Here is an 18,186-nt window from a genome sequence, read left to right as displayed (position 1 = left end):
ACATCCACTACTATAATCATGACCGTATAAAACTGAAATTAAAAGGGCTGAGTCCTGTTCAATACAGGAATCAGCCCTTGGCCACGTAACTATCAAGCTGTCCAACTAAATGGGGTCACTTCACAGGCTGCCTTTTTATTTTTCCGGGAGCGCAGATGCATACCGATACAACCAGTCATGATGCGATCGGTGCTTGCCTCGTGCGCAGCCGCACGATCGCTGTGCCTGGCTTTTCCGCCAATCCTGAGCGCCCCAGCCATCAGGTGGCTGCATACATGCAGCAACAGGGCTATCGCATCGTGCCGGTGAATCCCGGTCTGGCCGGACAAACTTTGCTCGGTGAACTGGTGTATCCCGATTTGCTGGCGGCAGCGCAGGCATATACGATAGATATCGTCGATTGCTTCCGGCAGGCCAGCTATATGCCACAACTCGCGCAGCAAGCAATACAGATAGGTGCGCGCTGCCTGTGGATGCAATCCGGCATCACTCATCCCCAGGCGGCAGCCACCGCGCAGGCGGCGGGTTTGCTGGTGGTGATGGATCTGTGTCTGAAAATTGAACACCGTAAGCGTTTTTCCCAGTGCTAATCCACCTGATCAGGAGTTCTACGTATGAGTATTGCCGAAGTATTCCATTTGCCTCAAGGCTTCAAACTCAAAGACAGTGACGCAAATCGTAAATTAATCGGTGCCGCTGCCGCTGGCCAGCCCGATGCCAAGGCGGTGGATAAGTTACAGACTTTGCGTATCGGCGAAAAAATCTCTGATCTGCAAGAAATCTTTGTTGCAGCCCATGCGCCGAAGCTCCTGATTATCCTGCAAGGCATGGATACTTCTGGCAAAGACGGAACTGTCAAAGCGGTATTCGGGCAGGTCAATCCGCTGGGCGCACGGACCGTCGCGTTCAAAGCGCCGAGTAATGCCGAGAAAGATCACGATTATCTGTGGCGCGTGCATCAGGAAGTCCCGGCTAAGGGCGAAATGGTGATCTTTAACCGCAGCCATTATGAAGAGGTGCTGATCGCACGTGTGCATGAATGGATTACTGCGGCGGAATGTGAACAGCGTTACGCGCATATCCGCGATTTCGAACGCATGCTGAGCGAAACCGGCACCATCATCCTGAAGTTTTTCCTGCATATCTCGAAAGACGAACAAAAATCGCGTTTGCAGGAAAGGTTGGCTGACCCCGCCAAACACTGGAAATTTGATCCTCAGGACTTGGCTGAGCGTGAACACTGGGATGCGTATCAGGATGCTTATGAACGGGCCCTCAAAGCGACTGATACGCCTTATGCGCCCTGGTACGTGATTCCATCCGACTCGAAGACGCAACGTAATCTGGTGATCGCCAGCATTGTGTTGGAAAGACTGGAAAGTTTGCAATTAAGCTTCCCGCCGGGTAATCCTGAATTCAGCAAACTGAAAGTCGAGTAGGTCTTGGCACTGCGCGATTACGCACCAGAATTACTGGCTGCTGCGCTGTTCCCCTTGCTATGGTGGCAGGGCAGACGTACCCGCCGTATCACGCCGCGTCTGCCGATCGCTGCGGGTCAGTCGTTCGGATTGGCCGGACCGCACGACGCTAACCGGACTTTGCGGGTCTTAGGTATCGGTGAATCGCCGATGGCAGGTGTCGGCGTCGCGCATTACGAAGACAGCCTGTGTGGCCGTTTTGCGGCTTTACTCGCGCAGCAGCAGAACTGTCAGGTGCATTGGCAGGTACTGGCTGAAAATGGCGCCAGACTGGAGGCGGCTTCCAGCTGGTTACAGCAGTTACCAGCCTCGCACACAGATGCCGTGGATATCATTTTGTTGAGCTTCGGGGTGAACGACACGACCGCATTGACACCGGTAGCCGCATACCGGCGTCAGATGGCGGCTTTATTGCAGCAATTGCAGGCGCGCTGGCCAGCGGCACAGATCCTGATCTCAGGTGTGCCTAAACTGGCTGAATTTCCAGCTTTACCTGCTCCGTTACGCCAGGTGCTCGGCTACAAGGCAGCAAGTCTGGATCGTGTTGTGGCTGAGCTGGTTGCTTGCTCCTTACAGACATCGCCACAACTGTGCCATGTTGCCATGCCTGTCATGCGCGATAAGCGCTGTATGGCGATTGATGGCTACCATCCTTCCGCGGTGGGCGCAGCGCTGTGGGCGGAGCAATTACTCACAATGTATGTAGGGAAACACAAAAATCTGTGTTCGTGAATGTTACTTATGCACAGTCTGTCAAGCACAAATTTTAAGCAATTTAAATTTGCAAAATTAGTTAACGTAAATAAAGTCAATGAAATCATATAGTTATGCGGATTATTTAATAACCATGATGATAAAATCGAAGTAAACCTCAAATAAGTAAAAGCTGTCCACAAAGTTATCCACAGCTGCGGTCTTATCCGTTTTTGTCTGACGCGCCAGTCTTGCGCGAGATCAGATGCTGATCACGGCAGCTTAAGCGATAATGCTGGCTGTTCTGATCATAAAAGAATAGGACTTACGCAAAACCGCCCCAGCGGCGTTATGGCTCCAGGTAGTGAACCTTGTACTATGCGTACTGCCTGCGTCGCCATGCCTTGTTGGGACAATTTTGCGTAAGTCCTAAAGAAACTGCCTCTTAGAAAGCTGACATGTCCACATCCTTTGCTCCTTTAAAAAATGACACTTTCCTCAAAGCCTTGTTGCGTCAGGAAACTGACTACACGCCCTTGTGGCTGATGCGTCAGGCGGGTCGCTATCTGCCTGAATACCGCGCGACCCGTAAAGGCGCAGGTTCGTTCATGGGGCTGGCAAAAAATCCGGATTTCGCGACCGAAGTCACCCTACAACCGATAGACCGTTATCCTCTGGATGCGGCCATCCTGTTTTCTGACATCCTGACGGTGCCGGATGCGATGGGTCTGGGTCTGTATTTTGAAGAGGGTGAAGGACCGAAGTTTGAGCGCCGTCTGGCCGATGAAAAAGACGTGCTGGCCTTGCGCGTTCCCGAGGCAGGCAGCCTGCAGTACGTGTTTGATGCAGTGACTCAGATCCGCCATGCGCTCAATGGCCGGGTACCGCTGATCGGTTTTTCTGGCAGCCCGTGGACACTGGCTTGCTATATGGTTGAGGGGCAGGGTTCGCGTGAATTCCATACTGTGAAGAAGATGATGTATCAGCGTCCTGACCTGATGCACCATATCCTGAAAACCAATGCCGATGCAGTTGCCAGCTATCTCAATGCGCAGATCGATGCCGGTGCCCAGGCTGTGATGATTTTCGACAGCTGGGGCGGGGCGCTGGCGGATGCGGAATACCATGCTTTCTCGCTCAAGTACATGCGGGACATCATTCAGCAAATACAAAAAGAGAAAAATGGCCAGCGTATTCCTGCCATTGTATTCACCAAAGGCGGTGGCTTATGGCTGGAACAGATAGCCGCTATCGGTGCTGACGCAGTCGGCCTGGACTGGACCGTGAACCTGGGTCAGGCGCGTGCTCGGGTAGGACATCAGGTCGCCTTGCAAGGCAATCTGGACCCGGCTGTGCTGTTTGCTGAGCCGGAACAAATCAAGGCTCAGGTTATTGCCACACTGGATGCCTATGGCAAGCCAACCCCAGGTCAGGGGCATGTGTTCAATCTGGGGCATGGTATTTCCCAGTTCACACCACCGGAAGCGGTCAGCGTTCTGGTCGAGACGGTTCACAGCTATAGCCGCAGCCAGCGTCAGGCTGCTTAAGTGATGTCGATAGCCAGCGCCGCACCGCACCGTAACGGGGCGCTGGCTGCTTTGCACATACAGCAATAAAGCCTTCAGCAAGTGTGTTGTGCCCGACAAGCGCCTTCATACGTCATGTTGCGTTGCAAAACGTATATTTCATGCGCTTTTCCGGTCAGAATGGGCTGGAAATGCAGATCAGATGCGGCCATCTGTTTGCAATTTTTCATTTCACCTTACTTACTTATGCACAAAATCTGGGCACAGCAAAAAAAGCCAGAAATATTTTTGTTTTAATTTGCAAAAATTTGTAAGTCATTGATTTTAAACGGGTAAAATATTGACTTGCTGAGCGCTGACCGGCTGGAAACCCGCGCCATTCCTAATCAAAACGTTTGTCAATAGGGCTTTCTCCACAAAGTTGTCCACAGAAATTGTGGATATCTCAAAAACTGCTTATGAAACCAATACTTAGCGTGGCCAAACAGGGCGTATGAGCTTGTCTGAACCGGTATTTCTGCGGGTCGCGATCGATACCCCACTTGACAGTTTTTTTGATTATCGTTTTTCCTTGCGCGATGAGGCGGGTGCCTTGTTGCCGGTTCCAGCCATTGGCAGCCTGGTGCTGATCCCGTTTGGCAGCCAGCAAATCACGGGTATCGTGCTGCAGATCTTGCATGAAACGGCGGTGCCGCCGGAAAAGATCCGTGATGTACTGGCCGCGCGGCCACAGTTGCCGCCACTGAGTGAAGAGTGGCTGGGCCTGGCCCGTTTTGCGGCAGAGTATTACCAGCGTCCGCTGGGTGAGGTGGTGTTACCTTCGCTGCCTAAGAATCTGAAAGCGATCAAAACTGTCGCCCTCGACCGTGCACTTAAAAAGCTCAGCAAACTGACTGCGGCCCCAACGCAAACTCCCGTCGCACAACAGGAGGCCAGCCTGAATGCAGAACAGGCAGCTGCGGTGGCGGCGGTGACGGAGGGTAAAGGCTTTGCACCCAGATTATTGTTCGGCGTCACCGGCAGTGGCAAAACCGAAGTCTATCTGCAGGCTGCAGCACGCATACTGGCGCAATCAGCTACCGCACAAGTCTTGATTCTGGTTCCGGAAATTAATTTGACGCCTCAGTTTGAAACCCATATCCGCCATCGTTTTCCTGGCGTGATGCTGGCTACACTGCATAGCGGGTTGGCAGAAGGTGAGCGCTTGCTACATTGGCTAGCCGCACACACTGGTGCTGCACGGATTATCCTGGGGACCCGGCTGGCTATTTTTGCCTCGCTGCCGGATCTGCAGTTAGTCATCGTCGATGAAGAGCATGACCCCTCGTATAAACAGCAGGAAGGCTTGCGTTACTCGGCGCGCGACCTCGCCGTGTGGCGCGCGCATCAGCGCCAGATACCGGTATTGCTGGGCTCGGCGACGCCTTCGCTGGAAAGCTGGTATGCGGTCCAGCATGGGCGTTATCAGTTGTCGGAACTCAGTCAGCGTGCGGTGCAGGATGCAGTCTTACCCATCGTTAAGATCATCAATCTGGAAAAAGAAAAACCCAGCGAGGGCCTGAGTCAACGCCTGATCGCCGCCATCCGGCTCAGGCTGGAGAAGGGCGAGCAATCCTTGCTATTCCTGAACCGGCGCGGCTATGCGCCGGTGTTGTCCTGCGATGCCTGTGGCTGGATCAGCCAGTGCACGCGCTGTACCGCCAATCTGGTCATGCATAAAGGCGATCATCGCTTGCGCTGCCATCATTGCGGTCTGGAGCAGCGCATACCGCGCGCCTGCCCGACTTGCGGCAATATTGATTTACAGCCACTGGGTCGTGGCACGCAAAGGCTGGAGGAAACCCTGGCCGCCATGTTCCCCGAGGCGCGGGTATTTCGCATCGATGCCGACTCTACCCGCCTTAAAGGCAGCGCCGCTGCTGCGTTTGAACGGGTACACGAGGGGGAGGTGGATATCCTGATCGGCACCCAGATGGTCGCCAAAGGCCATGATTTTCAGCGTCTGACGTTGGTGGCGGCCCTGAACCCGGATGCCGCCCTGTTTTCTCAGGATTACCGCGCCAGCGAACGGCTGTTTGCCCAACTGATGCAGGTCGCAGGCCGCGCCGGACGCCGTGCCCAGGCCGAAGGGGGCAATGCGTCTGAAGTCTATGTCCAGACCCGTTATCCCGATCATCCGTTGTATCACGCGCTGATGGCGCACAATTACCGCCATTTCGCGGCCGATATGCTGGCCGAGCGCGAACAGGCGCAATTGCCGCCTTACATGTATCAGGCGCTGCTCAGGGCAGAAGCGCGTGAATTACAAACTGCGCTGGATTTTCTGCAACAGGCGGCTGCCTGTATGCCGCACCCCATGATCACCATCAACGATCCTATTCCTATGACCATGACACGCGTGGCGAATCGCGACCGTGCCCAGCTATTGATCGAATCCGCCTCACGCCCGGCATTACAGGCATTTGCCCGGCTCTGGATCACGGAGTTACGCAGCTGGAAGAGCCGCGTCAAATGGAGTCTGGAAATTGATCCTGTAGATATATGATAGGCTTACTCACCTAAGTTTGAATAAGTGAGGTGCACAATGAAAGCTGCTGAATCCTATAGCGATGCCGGTTTCTGGGCTAAGTTACGCGCTTTTGCCAGCCAGGCAGGACGTGAAGTGGTGGAAAAAGCATTGTGCCTGTACTACGCAGCGCAAAGGCCGGACACCCCGCTGTGGGCGAAAACCGCGATTTTCGGCGCGCTTGCCTATTTTATTTCCCCACTGGATGCGATTCCTGATGTCTTGCCCGGTGTTGGTTATACCGATGATCTGGGCGTATTGGCTGCTGCGCTGGTCACCGTAGGTCATTACATTGATAACGACGTCAAGCAACGTGCGGGGGAGCAGTTACGTAAATGGTTTGGCGGCCCGGACAGTCTGACATAAAAAAGCCGCTGTCGAATTCTGACAGCGGCTGGCTTATAGCAATTTGTAGCGAATAAAACCGTCTTAACGGCGCAGGAACAGGCGCAGTACGTACCAGAACATCATTGCCACCGACGCGAACAATTCCAGTGCTGCGCCGACATAACGGTCTTCCGGATAATGATGAATGATGTTGGATGCGTCATACAGAATCGCGCCACCTGCCAGACCGATCATCGCGATACTGAAAAACATACCCAGCTGAAAACCGAAAATTGCACCGCACAGGATAGTCACCAGTGCCAGCAGACCACCCCATTTCAATATGCTGCCCAGGAAAGAAAAATCTTTACGCGACACATAAGCGATACCAACCAGACCCAGCGTGGCGAATACCGTGATCAGGCCTGCATTCGAAATCGCGCCCGGTGCGACCTGATTGGCGATGGTCAGCAGTGGCACAAAAATAATCGCCTCCGCCACAATAAACACACCCAGTGCCGCATACTGCGCCGCCAGGCTTTCCACCTGATGCGCTGCGCGTGAGGCCAGCCAGCTGATCAGAATAAATGCACCCATGATGGCGATCCAGGGCAGTGCACGCATGGCCTGATTAATCGCTACCGACAAACCTGAGCTGAAAATCAGGACTTCTACCGCAGTGAAAGCCAGGATAGCACCACCCAGATGATTAAATACCTTGGCGATAAAGCGCTCACGTGAGCCGCCGAAAGAATGTTCGCTGCCAGCTAATTGCATAGGGACTCCTGTAGTCGTTGGGCTTAATATTGTGCTTCGCCATCGCTCTGGCAAATACCAGAGCCAAGCCATAGAGGGGCAATTATCAGTCCAAGCTTGCCTTTTCGTCAAATTCTTTGCGCATTAACAAATACAGGCCTTTGTCAGCGACGGGCTGAAAGCCCAGTTCTGCATACAATTTGCGAGCTGGATTGTTTTTTTCCACATGAATTTGTACGACTTTACCTTGGCTGTTCGCTTTGGCAAACAATCCTGACAGCAAAGTGTGTCCTATCCCGCGTCGCCGGTATTCTTTGAGCAGGGAGATATCGACAATGTGCAATGCGTTTTTCTGATGTTGTAAATACAAACGACCTACGTCTGCACCAGCGTAGGCTATCACTAAGAATTCGGTATCGGGATAGCCCGAATAAGCACGATGCTGCGCATCGAACTGCATCTGGATAAAGCCCAGCTTCTCCTGTTCACTCCATCCGGTCTGCATCAGTTCATCTTCTCTGATGGAGCCATACACAGTGAGCAGGAAAGGGAAGTCGCCCTCGTTGACCGGGCGTAATGTAATCTGGGGGTCCGTCAATTGCATATCAGCCCAGCTGCGATTTTTCTATGGTGAAACTAGCCTGATAGGTATAAGTCTGTCCGGAATTGGCAACCGGAACCAGAAACAACTGCATATCAGGCAGGTTGCTATGTTGCAGTAAATAGCTACCTTGCTGCAATTGTAATTCATCGCTACACAGAAAAAATAAGGAAAACTGGTGATAAGGCGACTGATCCTCAGGCCGGATCTGAATGGCGTTCAGCGTCAGTTCAAGCTTTTCTTCCGGTTGAACAGGAATGAAAAAGGAGGTCTGTAAATGATCCTGAAAAAGTTCTGCTGATAAATTCATAAATACAATCGGAAAGAAAGGACTAACTGTTTACCGGGCAGACTGTGTAGCACAGTCCAGACTGAAAAGTAGCAATGAATCCTATTTCAATTCATAATTTTTCCTGCTCTTCAAAGAAAAACAGGAAAAATTCTATCGTCATGGATGCTCAGGCCAATTGGCAATTAGTGCGATGCAGAAATTAACAACTTGATATGGCTGTCGGTTTTCATGCGCTTGCGTGGTCTGATTCTGAGGCCATTCCTGCACAGTAGCGGGAGCCAGATAGGTGTTTGGATCCAGATTTGTGTATGCGCAATTGTTGGGCTCGATGAAGCGTGTAGGCAAGTGAGCTTGTGGTACAGGCGACGCTGGTTTGAGTATGTTGGCATTCAGTCCATGCGTGTGATTCGGTAAATTACCTTCGTTTAATACAACACTTTCTAGCCCTGTCACTTTCGCCAGCGGAAGATTTCCCTGACCAGCATATGCACCTTGGCCTATTGCAGCGCGTCCAATCAGATTTGGCAGATTGAACGTATAGGTATCTCCGCCAAATCTCTGGCCAAGAATAGCATTTAAAGCTTGAAATTGATTCACTGACAGCTTGCTACCGTCACAGTAAGCCCAATCCATGGGCGCAAAATTAAAGCAAAAAGCCCGGATTTCGCCAATAAATGCATCTGCCATATTCCTTTTCTCCTTTATGGACTGGTTGGAAAAATTCCATTAGTTGCAATGATATAAGTCAGCGCAAGCGATGGCATTCTGTTTTCATGTGGCTGAGAGCTGCCAGCTGTGCTGAGCGCTTTTGAGCTGAAGGCTTTGATGGCCGTTGCCGCAGCAGCACCATTGTCATAAAAATTTGAAGCGGAGGGCGTTTGCTCTATCGCAGCTAATTGCATGCTCGTTCCTGGGGCAACAGAACTAGCGTCTTCCTTCGTGCTGAAAATCGTGTGCAGGTGTGGAGGTATCATCGCTGTTGTCAATGTCGCACTCGCGTCGCCCAAGCGCTGGGCCATCGTGCGATTGGTCAGACCCACACCTTGCCCTTGGCCTATCGGCAAGGTTTGATTCAGGTTCGGGAGGTTGAAGCTAGTCTTGCCATCCCCGCCGTAGGTAACACCTATCAGCGCATAAAGTGCTTCGTTGTTAGTAATCGGTATAGATCGCCCATCGCAGAGTTCCCAACCCACCGGGGCGTAATTGCCGGCAAAAATCCGGATTTCACCTAAATAACAGTCTGACATGTATAGCTCCTTAAGGGCGTGGCGGATAATAACCTTTAGTGGAAATCATGAAATTGATCACTAAGGAAGCTTGCATATTGTTATGAGCCCCGCCCCCGCCAACGATGGTACAGGCACTGGACTGCAGGGTGTTGGAGTTATCGGCCTTCGCATACAGTTTTTTCGCCGGTGCTGCGGGACCCGGGGGCGGGGGATTATAGATATTGCTGGTCGCCAGAACGCGGTCTGCGTTCGTACCTACGTTGGCGGCATTGGCTGGCGTGTCCGAGACGCAAAGCAAATGATTGTGAGGTGGCATGTTCACGCTAGTCAGCGTGACCGACTCTGCCCCGCCCTTAGTGCCTATGTTGTAGCCTCCAAATTGCCCCAGCATGGTACGTCCGCGTAAATCGGGCAGTCCGAAGGTCTTAGATCCATCTCCTCCAAATTTAGTACCCAGCAGACTATATAGCGCTGTGTTCTGGGAGATTTGTAATAAAGAGCCGTCACACAAAGCCCAACCATCTGGTGCAAAGGGGAAAGCACACATCCTGATTTCACCAAGAAATGACTCCACATATCCTCCGAATTTTCAAGCTCAGTTAAAAAAGTAAGATGCTAAAAAACATCAAACTCCGCTTCGGGTTTGATGATTTGTTAAAAAGCGCGTGAGTTCAAGTGAAATTTCTGATGCGTATCTTTTTTGATGAAAAAACAATTTATTTTCGTCAATTTCTAATTTGCAATTGAAAAAAATTGTAACATTGAGGGGTAATTCTAATTCGCTTTATCTGGCATAGCCCAAGCCTTAAATGGCCACGGTGGGTTTTGTCACCTAATTCTTCGGAGCATGCAAATGCAAGCAGTCCCCTCAGCCCAAAAACTCTTCGCCCTGTTCACGCAAGTTTTCTTGCATTCCCTGTCCAGATATTCAGGATGGAAATCCTTGACAGATACCAGGACACGCATGAAAGCAGTCTGGCTCACATTGCTGATGCTGTTCAGCATGGCTGGTTCAGGTTTAGCTTATGCAGCAGCTCCGCCAACTTCTTGCACCATCAATATCACCAATACCGGTGCATCCAGTTATACATACAATTATACGAATCAAGATTTAACGAATTGCGATCCGGGCGTGCACGGGATGGGATCGGGCGGTGGCGTATTCACCGCTTCAAACGGGAATACCGGTGCAATTGGTACGAATGCCGGAGGGAACTTTCTTCCGAATAACGCAATGACCATGAACTACAACGGTTTTATCTATACCCCTCCAAGCATCGGGTATACCGGTGACGATACAGTGGTCATTTACTATCAAGATCAATTTACGGCAGAGTTTGGTCAGGTTACGTTGACCTTACATGTGACTGGAGGTGCCACGCCTCCAGGCGCACCAACCAGTGTGAGTGCAACGCCGGGTAATGCTTCAGCCTCAGTCAGCTTCACGGCGCCAGGCTTCAACGGTGGTGCGACGATCACGGGTTATACCGTGACCGTGAGTCCGGGTGGCGCGACTTTCAATGGTGCAGCGAGCCCGATCAGTGTGACGGGTCTGACTAACGGTACTGCGTATACATTTACCGTTAAGGCGACCAATTCGGCAGGAACTGGTATCGCGTCGACTGCATCGTCAGCTGTGACCCCAAGAACGGTACCGGGCGCACCAAGCGGCGTGAGCGCGACAGCGGGTGATACCACTGCCAGCGTCAGCTTTAGCGCACCGGCGTCGAATGGCGGTTCAGCGATCACTGGTTATACCGTGACCGTGGTAGAGACTGGCGCGACCTTTGTTGGTGCCAGCAGCCCGATCAGTGTGACGGGCCTGACCAACGGTACTGCGTATACGTTTACAGTCAAGGCAACCAATGTCGCAGGTACCGGTACAGCCTCGGCCGCATCGACGGCAGTGACACCAAAGACAGCCCAGACCATTACCTTCAATAATCCAGGCAGCCAGAACTTTGGTACGACACCGACGCTGAGTGCCAGCGCCAGCTCGACTTTGCCTGTGACTTTTACCAGCGCCACGACCGGCGTGTGTACTGTCAGTGGCAGCACCCTGACTTTCGTGACAGCAGGTAACTGTACGGTCAATGCGAATCAGGCAGGTAATAGCAGTTTTAATGCAGCAACGCAGGTACAGCAAACCTTTACTGTCGCTGCTGTGGTGCCTGGTGTACCAACGGCTGCAAGCGCGACAGCAGCAAATGCGTCAGCAACAGTCGCATTTACGGCACCAGTATTTACCGGTGGTGCGACGATCACGGGTTATACCGTGACCGTGAGTCCGGGTGGCGCGACTTTCAATGGTGCAGCGAGTCCGATCAGTGTGACGGGTCTGACGAATGGGACTGCGTATACCTTTACCGTTAAAGCGACTAACAGCGTAGGTAGCGGCACTGCATCGAGTGCCACGACGGCGGTCACACCAAATACCGTACCTGGCGCACCAAGCGGTGTCAGTGCAGTCGCCGGCGATACATCGGCAGCAGTCAGCTTTAGCGCACCGGCCTCCAATGGTGGTGCAGTGATCACCGGTTATACCGTCACAGCCAGCCCTGGCGGCGCAACGGCAACCGGCACGTCCAGCCCGATCAATGTGACGGGTCTGAGCAACGGTACGGCGTATACATTTACTGTAACAGCGACCAATACAGCAGGAACCGGCACGGCATCGACCGCTTCGACAGCGGTGACACCAAAAACGGTACCGGGCGCGCCAAGCGGCGTGAGCGCGACAGCAGGTGACACCACAGCCAGTGTGAGCTTTACCGCACCGGCATCGAATGGCGGTGCGGCGATCACCGGCTATACCGTGACTGTAAGCCCGGGTGGTACTACCTTCAGCGGTGCGGCGAGTCCTATCAGCGTGACCGGTCTGACTAACGGTACGGCGTATACCTTTACCGTGACAGCAAGCAATATCGCGGGTACTGGTACAGCCTCTGCCGCATCGACGGCAGTGACGCCAAAGACAGCCCAGACCATTACCTTCAATAATCCAGGCAGCCAGAATTTTGGTACCACACCGACGTTGAGCGCCAGCGCCAGCTCGACGTTGCCAGTGACTTTTACCAGCGCGACGACTGGTGTGTGTACTGTCAGTGGCAGCTCCCTGACTTTCGTGACAGCGGGTACCTGTACCGTCAATGCCAACCAGGCCGGTGACCCCACTTATAGCGCTGCGGCGCAGGTACAACAAACCTTTACGGTTGCGGCCGTAGTACCAGGCATACCGACAGCAGCGAGCGCATCGGCAGGCAATACAAGTGCAACGGTTTCATTCACAGCACCGGTATTTACCGGTGGTGCAACCGTCACGGGTTATACCGTGACCGTGAGTCCGGGCGGAGCGACCTTCAGTGGTGCAGCGAGCCCGATCAGTGTGACGGGTCTGACCAACGGTACTGCGTATACCTTTACCGTTAAAGCGACTAACAGCGTAGGTAGCGGCACCGCATCGAGTGCCACGACGGCGGTCACACCAAATACCGTACCTGGCGCACCAAGCGGTGTCAGTGCAGTCGCCGGCGATACATCGGCAGCAGTCAGCTTTAGCGCACCGGCCTCCAATGGTGGTGCAGTGATCACCGGTTATACCGTCACAGCCAGCCCTGGCGGCGCAACGGCAACCGGCACGTCCAGCCCGATCAATGTGACGGGTCTGAGCAACGGTACGGCGTATACATTTACTGTAACAGCGACCAATACAGCAGGAACCGGCACGGCATCGACCGCTTCGACAGCGGTGACACCAAAAACGGTACCGGGCGCGCCAAGCGGCGTGAGCGCGACAGCAGGTGACACCACAGCCAGTGTGAGCTTTACCGCACCGGCATCGAATGGCGGTGCGGCGATCACCGGCTATACCGTGACTGTAAGCCCGGGTGGTACTACCTTCAGCGGTGCGGCGAGTCCTATCAGCGTGACCGGTCTGACTAACGGTACTGCGTATACGTTTACTGTGACCGCGACTAACAGCAGTGGCACAGGCTTGACCTCGGGGGCATCGGCTGCAGTAACACCTAAAGGCAATCAAACGATTAGCTTTACGAATCCAGGCAGCCAGAACTTTGGCAGCACACCAACACTGAGTGCGACCGCCAGCTCGACTTTAGCTGTTGCGTTCAGCAGCGCCACCACTGGCGTGTGTACTGTCAGTGGCAGCACCCTGACTTTCGTTACAGCAGGTAACTGTACGATCAATGCGAATCAGGCAGGTAATAGCAGTTTTAATGCAGCAACGCAGGTACAGCAAACCTTTACTGTCGCTGCTGTGGTACCGGGTGTACCAACGGCTGCAAGCGCGACAGCAGCAAATGCGTCAGCAACAGTCGCATTTACGGCACCAGTATTTACCGGTGGTGCGACGATCACGGGTTATACCGTGACCGTGAGTCCGGGCGGAGCGACCTTCAGCGGTGCAGCGAGTCCGATCAGTGTGACGGGTCTGACCAACGGTACTGCGTATACCTTTACCGTTAAAGCGACTAACAGCGCAGGTAGTGGCACGGCATCCAGTGCAACGACTGCGGTCACACCACAATCCGTACAGACCATTAGCTTTAATAATCCCGGCAGCCAGAACTTTGGCACGACGCCGACCCTGACGGCGAGCGCCAGTTCCGGCCTGAGTGTGACTTTCAGCAGCGCCACGCCTGCCGTGTGTACAGTCAGTGGCAGTACACTGAACCTGGTTGCCACCGGCAACTGTACGATTAATGCGAATCAGGCTGGTAATGGCAGTTACAACGCTGCGCCGCAGGTACAGCAAACTTTTGCGATTGCTGCCGTGGCAGCAGGCGCACCGACTGCCGTTAGCGCAACTGCAGGGAATGCATCCGCAACGGTCGCATTCACAGCACCTGTATTTACCGGTGGTGCTGCAATTACCGGCTACACCGTCACCGTGGTAGAGACTGGCGCGACGTTCACCGGTACATTGAGTCCAATTAGCGTCACCGGTCTGACTAACGGTACGGCGTATACCTTTACCGTGAAAGCGACCAATAGTGCGGGTAACAGCAGCGCATCGACTGCATCCGGTGCGATCACACCTAAAGCTAGCCAGACGATCAGCTTCACTGCGCCGGCCAATGGCGTCGTGGGCGGTGTGGTGAATGTGGCCGCAACGGCCAGTTCCGGTTTGTCAGTCAGCTTTAGCTCTTTGACTTTGCCGGTTTGTACAGTGACAGGCTCCAGCGTCAATCTGATCGCAGCGGGTACATGTACGATCACTGCGGATCAGGGTGGTAATGCAAGCTTCACAGCGGCGACCCAGGTCAGCCGTTCTTTCACGGTGGGTGCCTTGCCAGTCCCAGTATTGAGTTTCACCCAGGCTGGTCCTCTGCAAATTACTTTAGGTAATAGCTTAACAAACGCAGCGAGCTCCACATTAACAGGCGGCAGCTATGGCACGATCAGCTATAGCAGTTCCAATACAGGCGTTGCCACGGTCAGTGCCAGCGGTGTGATCACACCGGTTTCGGTAGGTACAGCGGTGATCACCGCCACCCAGGCCGCAGTAACCGGTGTGAATGCCCAGGCGACACAAACCTATACACTGACAGTCGCCGCATTGCCGGTTCCGGTTCTGACATTTACTACGCCGACTTCAGCCAGCGTCGTGATGGGCAATAGCTTAACGAATGCAGCTACTTCTACATTAACTGGCGGCAGCTACGGCGCAATCAGCTATAGCAGTTCCAATACAGGCGTTGCCACGGTCAGTGTCAGCGGTGTGATCACGCCTGTTTCGGCAGGTACCGTAGTGATCACTGCAACCCAAGCCGCAGTGACTGGCATCAATGCACAGGCTATCCAGACTTACAGCCTGACTGTCAGTGCGTTACCAGTCCCAGTCTTGAGTTTCACCCAGGCCGGACCGCTGCAAATCACTTTAGGCAACAGCTTAACAAACGCAGCGAGCTCCACATTAAGCGGCGGCAGCTACGGCGGAATCAGCTATAGCAGCAGTAATGCAGCGGTTGCGACGGTTGACGCAACAGGCAAAGTCACACCGGTTGCAGCAGGCAGCGTCGTGATCACTGCCACCCAGGCGGCAGTAACAGGTGTGAATGCACAGGCTACCCAGACTTACAGCCTGACAGTCAGTGCCTTGCCAGTCCCAGTCTTGAGTTTCACCCAGGCTGGCCCGTTGCAAATCACTTTAGGCAATAGCCTGAACAATGCCGTGACATCGACCTTGAGCGGTGGTAGCTACGGTGCGATCAGCTATAGCAGCAGTAATGCAGCGGTTGCGACGGTTGACGCAACAGGCAAAGTCACACCGGTTGCAGCAGGTAGCGTCGTGATCACTGCCACCCAGGCGGCAGTAACAGGTGTGAATGCGCAGGCTATCCAGACTTACAGCCTGACAGTCAGTGCCTTGCCAGTCCCAGTCTTGAGTTTCACCCAGGCCGGACCGCTGCAAATCACTTTAGGCAACAGCTTAACAAACGCAGCGAGCTCCACATTAAGCGGCGGCAGCTACGGCGGAATCAGCTATAGCAGCAGTAATGCAGCGGTTGCGACGGTTGACGCAACAGGCAAAGTCACACCGGTTGCAGCAGGCAGCGTCGTGATCACTGCCACCCAGGCGGCAGTAACAGGTGTGAATGCACAGGCTACCCAGACTTACAGCCTGACAGTCAGTGCCTTGCCAGTCCCAGTCTTGAGTTTCACCCAGGCTGGCCCGTTGCAAATCACTTTAGGCAACAGCTTAACAAACGCAGCGAGCTCCACATTAAGCGGCGGCAGCTACGGCGGAATCAGCTATAGCAGCAGTAATGCAGCGGTTGCGACGGTTGACGCAACAGGCAAAGTCACACCGGTTGCAGCGGGCAGCGTCGTGATTACCGCCACCCAGGCGGCAGTGACTGGCATCAATGCGCAGGCTGTGGCCAGTTATAGCCTGACGGTGGGTAAAAATGCCCAAGCTGCACTCACGCTGACTGCTGACAAGCTGGCGATTTTTAAAGTGACAGGTAAAGCCACGCTGACTGCTTCTGGTGGTTCTGGCAACGGTGCGATCAGTTTCGCGGTCAGCTCCGGTGCCTGCAGTTTGTCTGGCAATGTCCTGTCGGCTGGCAGCACAGCAGGTAATTGTGTGGTGACTGCGACCAAAGAGGGCGACGCGAATTTCAGTACGGTCTCAGCCAGCATCATGATACAGATTCAGAATCTGACTGCAGCCAGCGTAACAATAGGCACTACGCAGTCTCAGGTACTGGATGGTGTGCCAGTCACATTGACGGCAGCGGTGACACCGGCAGCTTCTACCGGTACCATCAGCTTTATGGATGGATCGGTGAACCTGGCAACGGTCACGTTGACGAATGGTTCAGCCTTGCTGGTCGCGAAAAACCTGGCCGTTGGTGTTCATACCATCACTGCGGTGTATTCGGGTGATGCAGTCACCGCACCAGGCAATAGTGTCGGCATCACGGTGACGGTCGGCAAGCGTCCTGATCCAGCGGTTGATCCGGTGGTGAAAAACACAGCTGTCGCGGCAGCCAATATCAGTCAGCGCTTCACTCAGGCACAGATGACGAATATTTACAGCCACGTTCAGGTTCTGCACCATGACTTTTCGATCAAGAACCGTTTTGGTATCAGCTTTAATGCACCAGGTCTGGATATGTTCCGCATGGCGGCCAACAAAATCTCGGAAAACCTGACTGCCAATAAAGACAGCTTCGGCAACGATTTGTATCGCCTCAATCCGGCTGATGTACGTCAGGCCAAGGCACCGTTTGCCAAAGATGAAGCCGCGCATAAACTGATGGACAATGAGGAGGAAGAAGCGCCTAAGAATGACGAGTGGTTCCAGATCGCTGGCAAACCAGTTGGCATGTGGACTGCGGGGAATATCGACTTCGGTGGTATCGACGCCGCTGATGGCAGCCGCACCAAGTTCTCTAGCTCGGGTCTGACGATCGGTATGGATATGATGTGGAATCCTAAACTGATCGTAGGTCTGTCCGTCGGCTATGCCCGCGATAAGGCAACCATGGATAACTTTGGCAGTGAAAGTAAGTCCAGGCAATGGTCGGGTATGTTGTACGGAACCTATAAACCAGAGAAGGAATGGTTTATTGATGGTATGGGTGGTATTGGTAAGGTCAATTACGATAATCACCGCTGGGATGAAGTGAATAGTCAGCTGTTGGCTGGTGAGCGTACCGGACAGGTCCGTTTCCTGTCGCTGACGCTGACCCGTGATGTGACGGTCGATAAAGATCTGCATATCCAGCCATTCGGACGCTTCGATGTATTGCATACCAAACTGGACGCATACACAGAACGCGGCAGCGTGCTGGCACTGACACTGAATAACACCAGCAGTGTGACGACAGCATTTACCGGTGGTCTGAACTTCGCCAAAGATTTCTACTTGGACTTTGGCCAGATCACACCATCGCTGAAACTGCAATGGCGTCACCGTACCAGCGGCGAAATGAACCAGTCTATGTATTACACGGATCTGGGTGCCGGCAGCACCAACTACAACGTACTGGTCGTTGGTTTGCCGGAAGACATACAGTCTGTTGGTCTGGGACTGAATGTGAAATCGCGCGGTGGCATCACGACTAACTTCAGCTGGCTGGGTTCTATGGGTGCCCACACCTATCGTGCCAACAGCTTCCGGGTGGATTTCCGACTCGGGTTCTGAGGTAGCAAAGCCAATCAAAACACCAGCTCACGGGCTGGTGTTTT

Annotated in this window: 14 protein-coding genes; 8 read left to right on the top strand and 6 right to left on the bottom strand. The window is 53.5% G+C overall.

What is annotated here, in order from left to right; all coding sequences use genetic code 11:
- The 7 genes from H8K47_RS15580 to H8K47_RS15550 all read left to right on the top strand — a co-directional run.
- Nucleotides 1-89 (top strand): IS3 family transposase (locus tag H8K47_RS15580; RefSeq protein WP_186882330.1); only part of this gene is annotated, 89 nt, incomplete at its 5' end.
- A 66-nt stretch (nucleotides 90-155) separates the two neighbouring features.
- Complete coding sequence (locus H8K47_RS15575; protein ID WP_186882323.1) at nucleotides 156-590, top strand: CoA-binding protein; 435 nt, start codon at nucleotides 156-158, stop codon at nucleotides 588-590.
- A 24-nt stretch (nucleotides 591-614) separates the two neighbouring features.
- Complete coding sequence (locus tag H8K47_RS15570) at nucleotides 615-1,439, top strand: PPK2 family polyphosphate kinase (RefSeq protein WP_186882322.1); 825 nt, start codon at nucleotides 615-617, stop codon at nucleotides 1,437-1,439.
- A 3-nt stretch (nucleotides 1,440-1,442) separates the two neighbouring features.
- The gene (locus H8K47_RS15565) at nucleotides 1,443-2,210 is read left to right on the top strand and encodes an SGNH/GDSL hydrolase family protein (protein WP_230410225.1); all 768 of its coding nucleotides are present in this window, start codon (nucleotides 1,443-1,445) and stop codon (nucleotides 2,208-2,210) included.
- Nucleotides 2,211-2,629: 419 nt separating this feature from the next.
- Entirely contained in the window at nucleotides 2,630-3,718 is a 1,089-nt protein-coding gene (gene hemE / locus H8K47_RS15560) for a uroporphyrinogen decarboxylase (RefSeq protein ID WP_186882321.1), read from the top strand.
- A gap of 472 nt (nucleotides 3,719-4,190) precedes the next feature.
- Nucleotides 4,191-6,242, top strand: coding sequence for a primosomal protein N' (locus H8K47_RS15555; protein ID WP_186882320.1), 2,052 nt, complete (start codon nucleotides 4,191-4,193; stop codon nucleotides 6,240-6,242).
- A 39-nt stretch (nucleotides 6,243-6,281) separates the two neighbouring features.
- The gene (locus H8K47_RS15550; protein ID WP_186882319.1) at nucleotides 6,282-6,629 is read left to right on the top strand and encodes a YkvA family protein; all 348 of its coding nucleotides are present in this window, start codon (nucleotides 6,282-6,284) and stop codon (nucleotides 6,627-6,629) included.
- A 63-nt stretch (nucleotides 6,630-6,692) separates the two neighbouring features.
- Here the strand turns inward: H8K47_RS15550 and H8K47_RS15545 are convergent, their stop codons facing one another.
- From H8K47_RS15545 to H8K47_RS15520, 6 genes are all read right to left on the bottom strand, one after another.
- On the bottom strand, nucleotides 6,693-7,367 hold the full coding sequence (locus H8K47_RS15545; RefSeq protein WP_186882318.1) for a Bax inhibitor-1/YccA family protein: 675 nt from the start codon (nucleotides 7,365-7,367) through the stop codon (nucleotides 6,693-6,695).
- An 85-nt stretch (nucleotides 7,368-7,452) separates the two neighbouring features.
- A complete protein-coding gene (locus H8K47_RS15540; RefSeq protein ID WP_186882317.1) occupies nucleotides 7,453-7,950 on the bottom strand; it encodes a GNAT family N-acetyltransferase in 498 nt (165 codons plus the stop codon).
- Between the two features lies 1 nt (nucleotide 7,951).
- Nucleotides 7,952-8,257 carry a DUF6916 family protein gene (locus tag H8K47_RS15535; RefSeq protein ID WP_186882316.1) on the bottom strand — a complete coding sequence of 102 codons (306 nt, stop codon included), beginning with the start codon at nucleotides 8,255-8,257 and terminating at the stop codon, nucleotides 7,952-7,954.
- Nucleotides 8,258-8,395: 138 nt separating this feature from the next.
- On the bottom strand, nucleotides 8,396-8,926 hold the full coding sequence (locus H8K47_RS15530) for a phage tail protein (protein WP_186882315.1): 531 nt from the start codon (nucleotides 8,924-8,926) through the stop codon (nucleotides 8,396-8,398).
- Between the two features lie 14 nt (nucleotides 8,927-8,940).
- The gene (locus H8K47_RS15525; protein ID WP_186882314.1) at nucleotides 8,941-9,486 is read right to left on the bottom strand and encodes a phage tail protein; all 546 of its coding nucleotides are present in this window, start codon (nucleotides 9,484-9,486) and stop codon (nucleotides 8,941-8,943) included.
- 10 nt (nucleotides 9,487-9,496) lie between these two features.
- On the bottom strand, nucleotides 9,497-10,042 hold the full coding sequence (locus H8K47_RS15520; RefSeq protein ID WP_329604179.1) for a phage tail protein: 546 nt from the start codon (nucleotides 10,040-10,042) through the stop codon (nucleotides 9,497-9,499).
- Between the two features lie 390 nt (nucleotides 10,043-10,432).
- Between H8K47_RS15520 and H8K47_RS15515 the strand changes: the two genes are divergently transcribed.
- Entirely contained in the window at nucleotides 10,433-18,142 is a 7,710-nt protein-coding gene (locus H8K47_RS15515; RefSeq protein WP_186882313.1) for a fibronectin type III domain-containing protein, read from the top strand.
- The last annotated feature ends 44 nt before the right edge of the window (nucleotides 18,143-18,186 follow it).

Source organism: Cognatundibacterium rugosum, assembly GCF_014284365.1.
Classification (GTDB): domain Bacteria; phylum Pseudomonadota; class Gammaproteobacteria; order Burkholderiales; family Burkholderiaceae_D; genus Undibacterium; species Undibacterium rugosum.
Note: the sequence above shows the minus strand (reverse complement) of the source record. Positions and strands in the feature narration are given on the sequence as shown.

Coding starts and splice junctions, on each gene's coding strand:
- H8K47_RS15540 (WP_186882317.1), bottom strand. CDS start 7,950: ATGCAATTGACGGACCCCCAGATTACATTACGCCCGGTCAACGAGGGC.
- H8K47_RS15555 (WP_186882320.1), top strand. CDS start 4,191: ATGAGCTTGTCTGAACCGGTATTTCTGCGGGTCGCGATCGATACCCCA.
- hemE (WP_186882321.1), top strand. CDS start 2,630: ATGTCCACATCCTTTGCTCCTTTAAAAAATGACACTTTCCTCAAAGCC.
- H8K47_RS15525 (WP_186882314.1), bottom strand. CDS start 9,486: ATGTCAGACTGTTATTTAGGTGAAATCCGGATTTTTGCCGGCAATTAC.
- H8K47_RS15545 (WP_186882318.1), bottom strand. CDS start 7,367: ATGCAATTAGCTGGCAGCGAACATTCTTTCGGCGGCTCACGTGAGCGC.
- H8K47_RS15515 (WP_186882313.1), top strand. CDS start 10,433: ATGAAAGCAGTCTGGCTCACATTGCTGATGCTGTTCAGCATGGCTGGT.
- H8K47_RS15575 (WP_186882323.1), top strand. CDS start 156: ATGCATACCGATACAACCAGTCATGATGCGATCGGTGCTTGCCTCGTG.
- H8K47_RS15570 (WP_186882322.1), top strand. CDS start 615: ATGAGTATTGCCGAAGTATTCCATTTGCCTCAAGGCTTCAAACTCAAA.
- H8K47_RS15530 (WP_186882315.1), bottom strand. CDS start 8,926: ATGGCAGATGCATTTATTGGCGAAATCCGGGCTTTTTGCTTTAATTTT.
- H8K47_RS15535 (WP_186882316.1), bottom strand. CDS start 8,257: ATGAATTTATCAGCAGAACTTTTTCAGGATCATTTACAGACCTCCTTT.
- H8K47_RS15550 (WP_186882319.1), top strand. CDS start 6,282: ATGAAAGCTGCTGAATCCTATAGCGATGCCGGTTTCTGGGCTAAGTTA.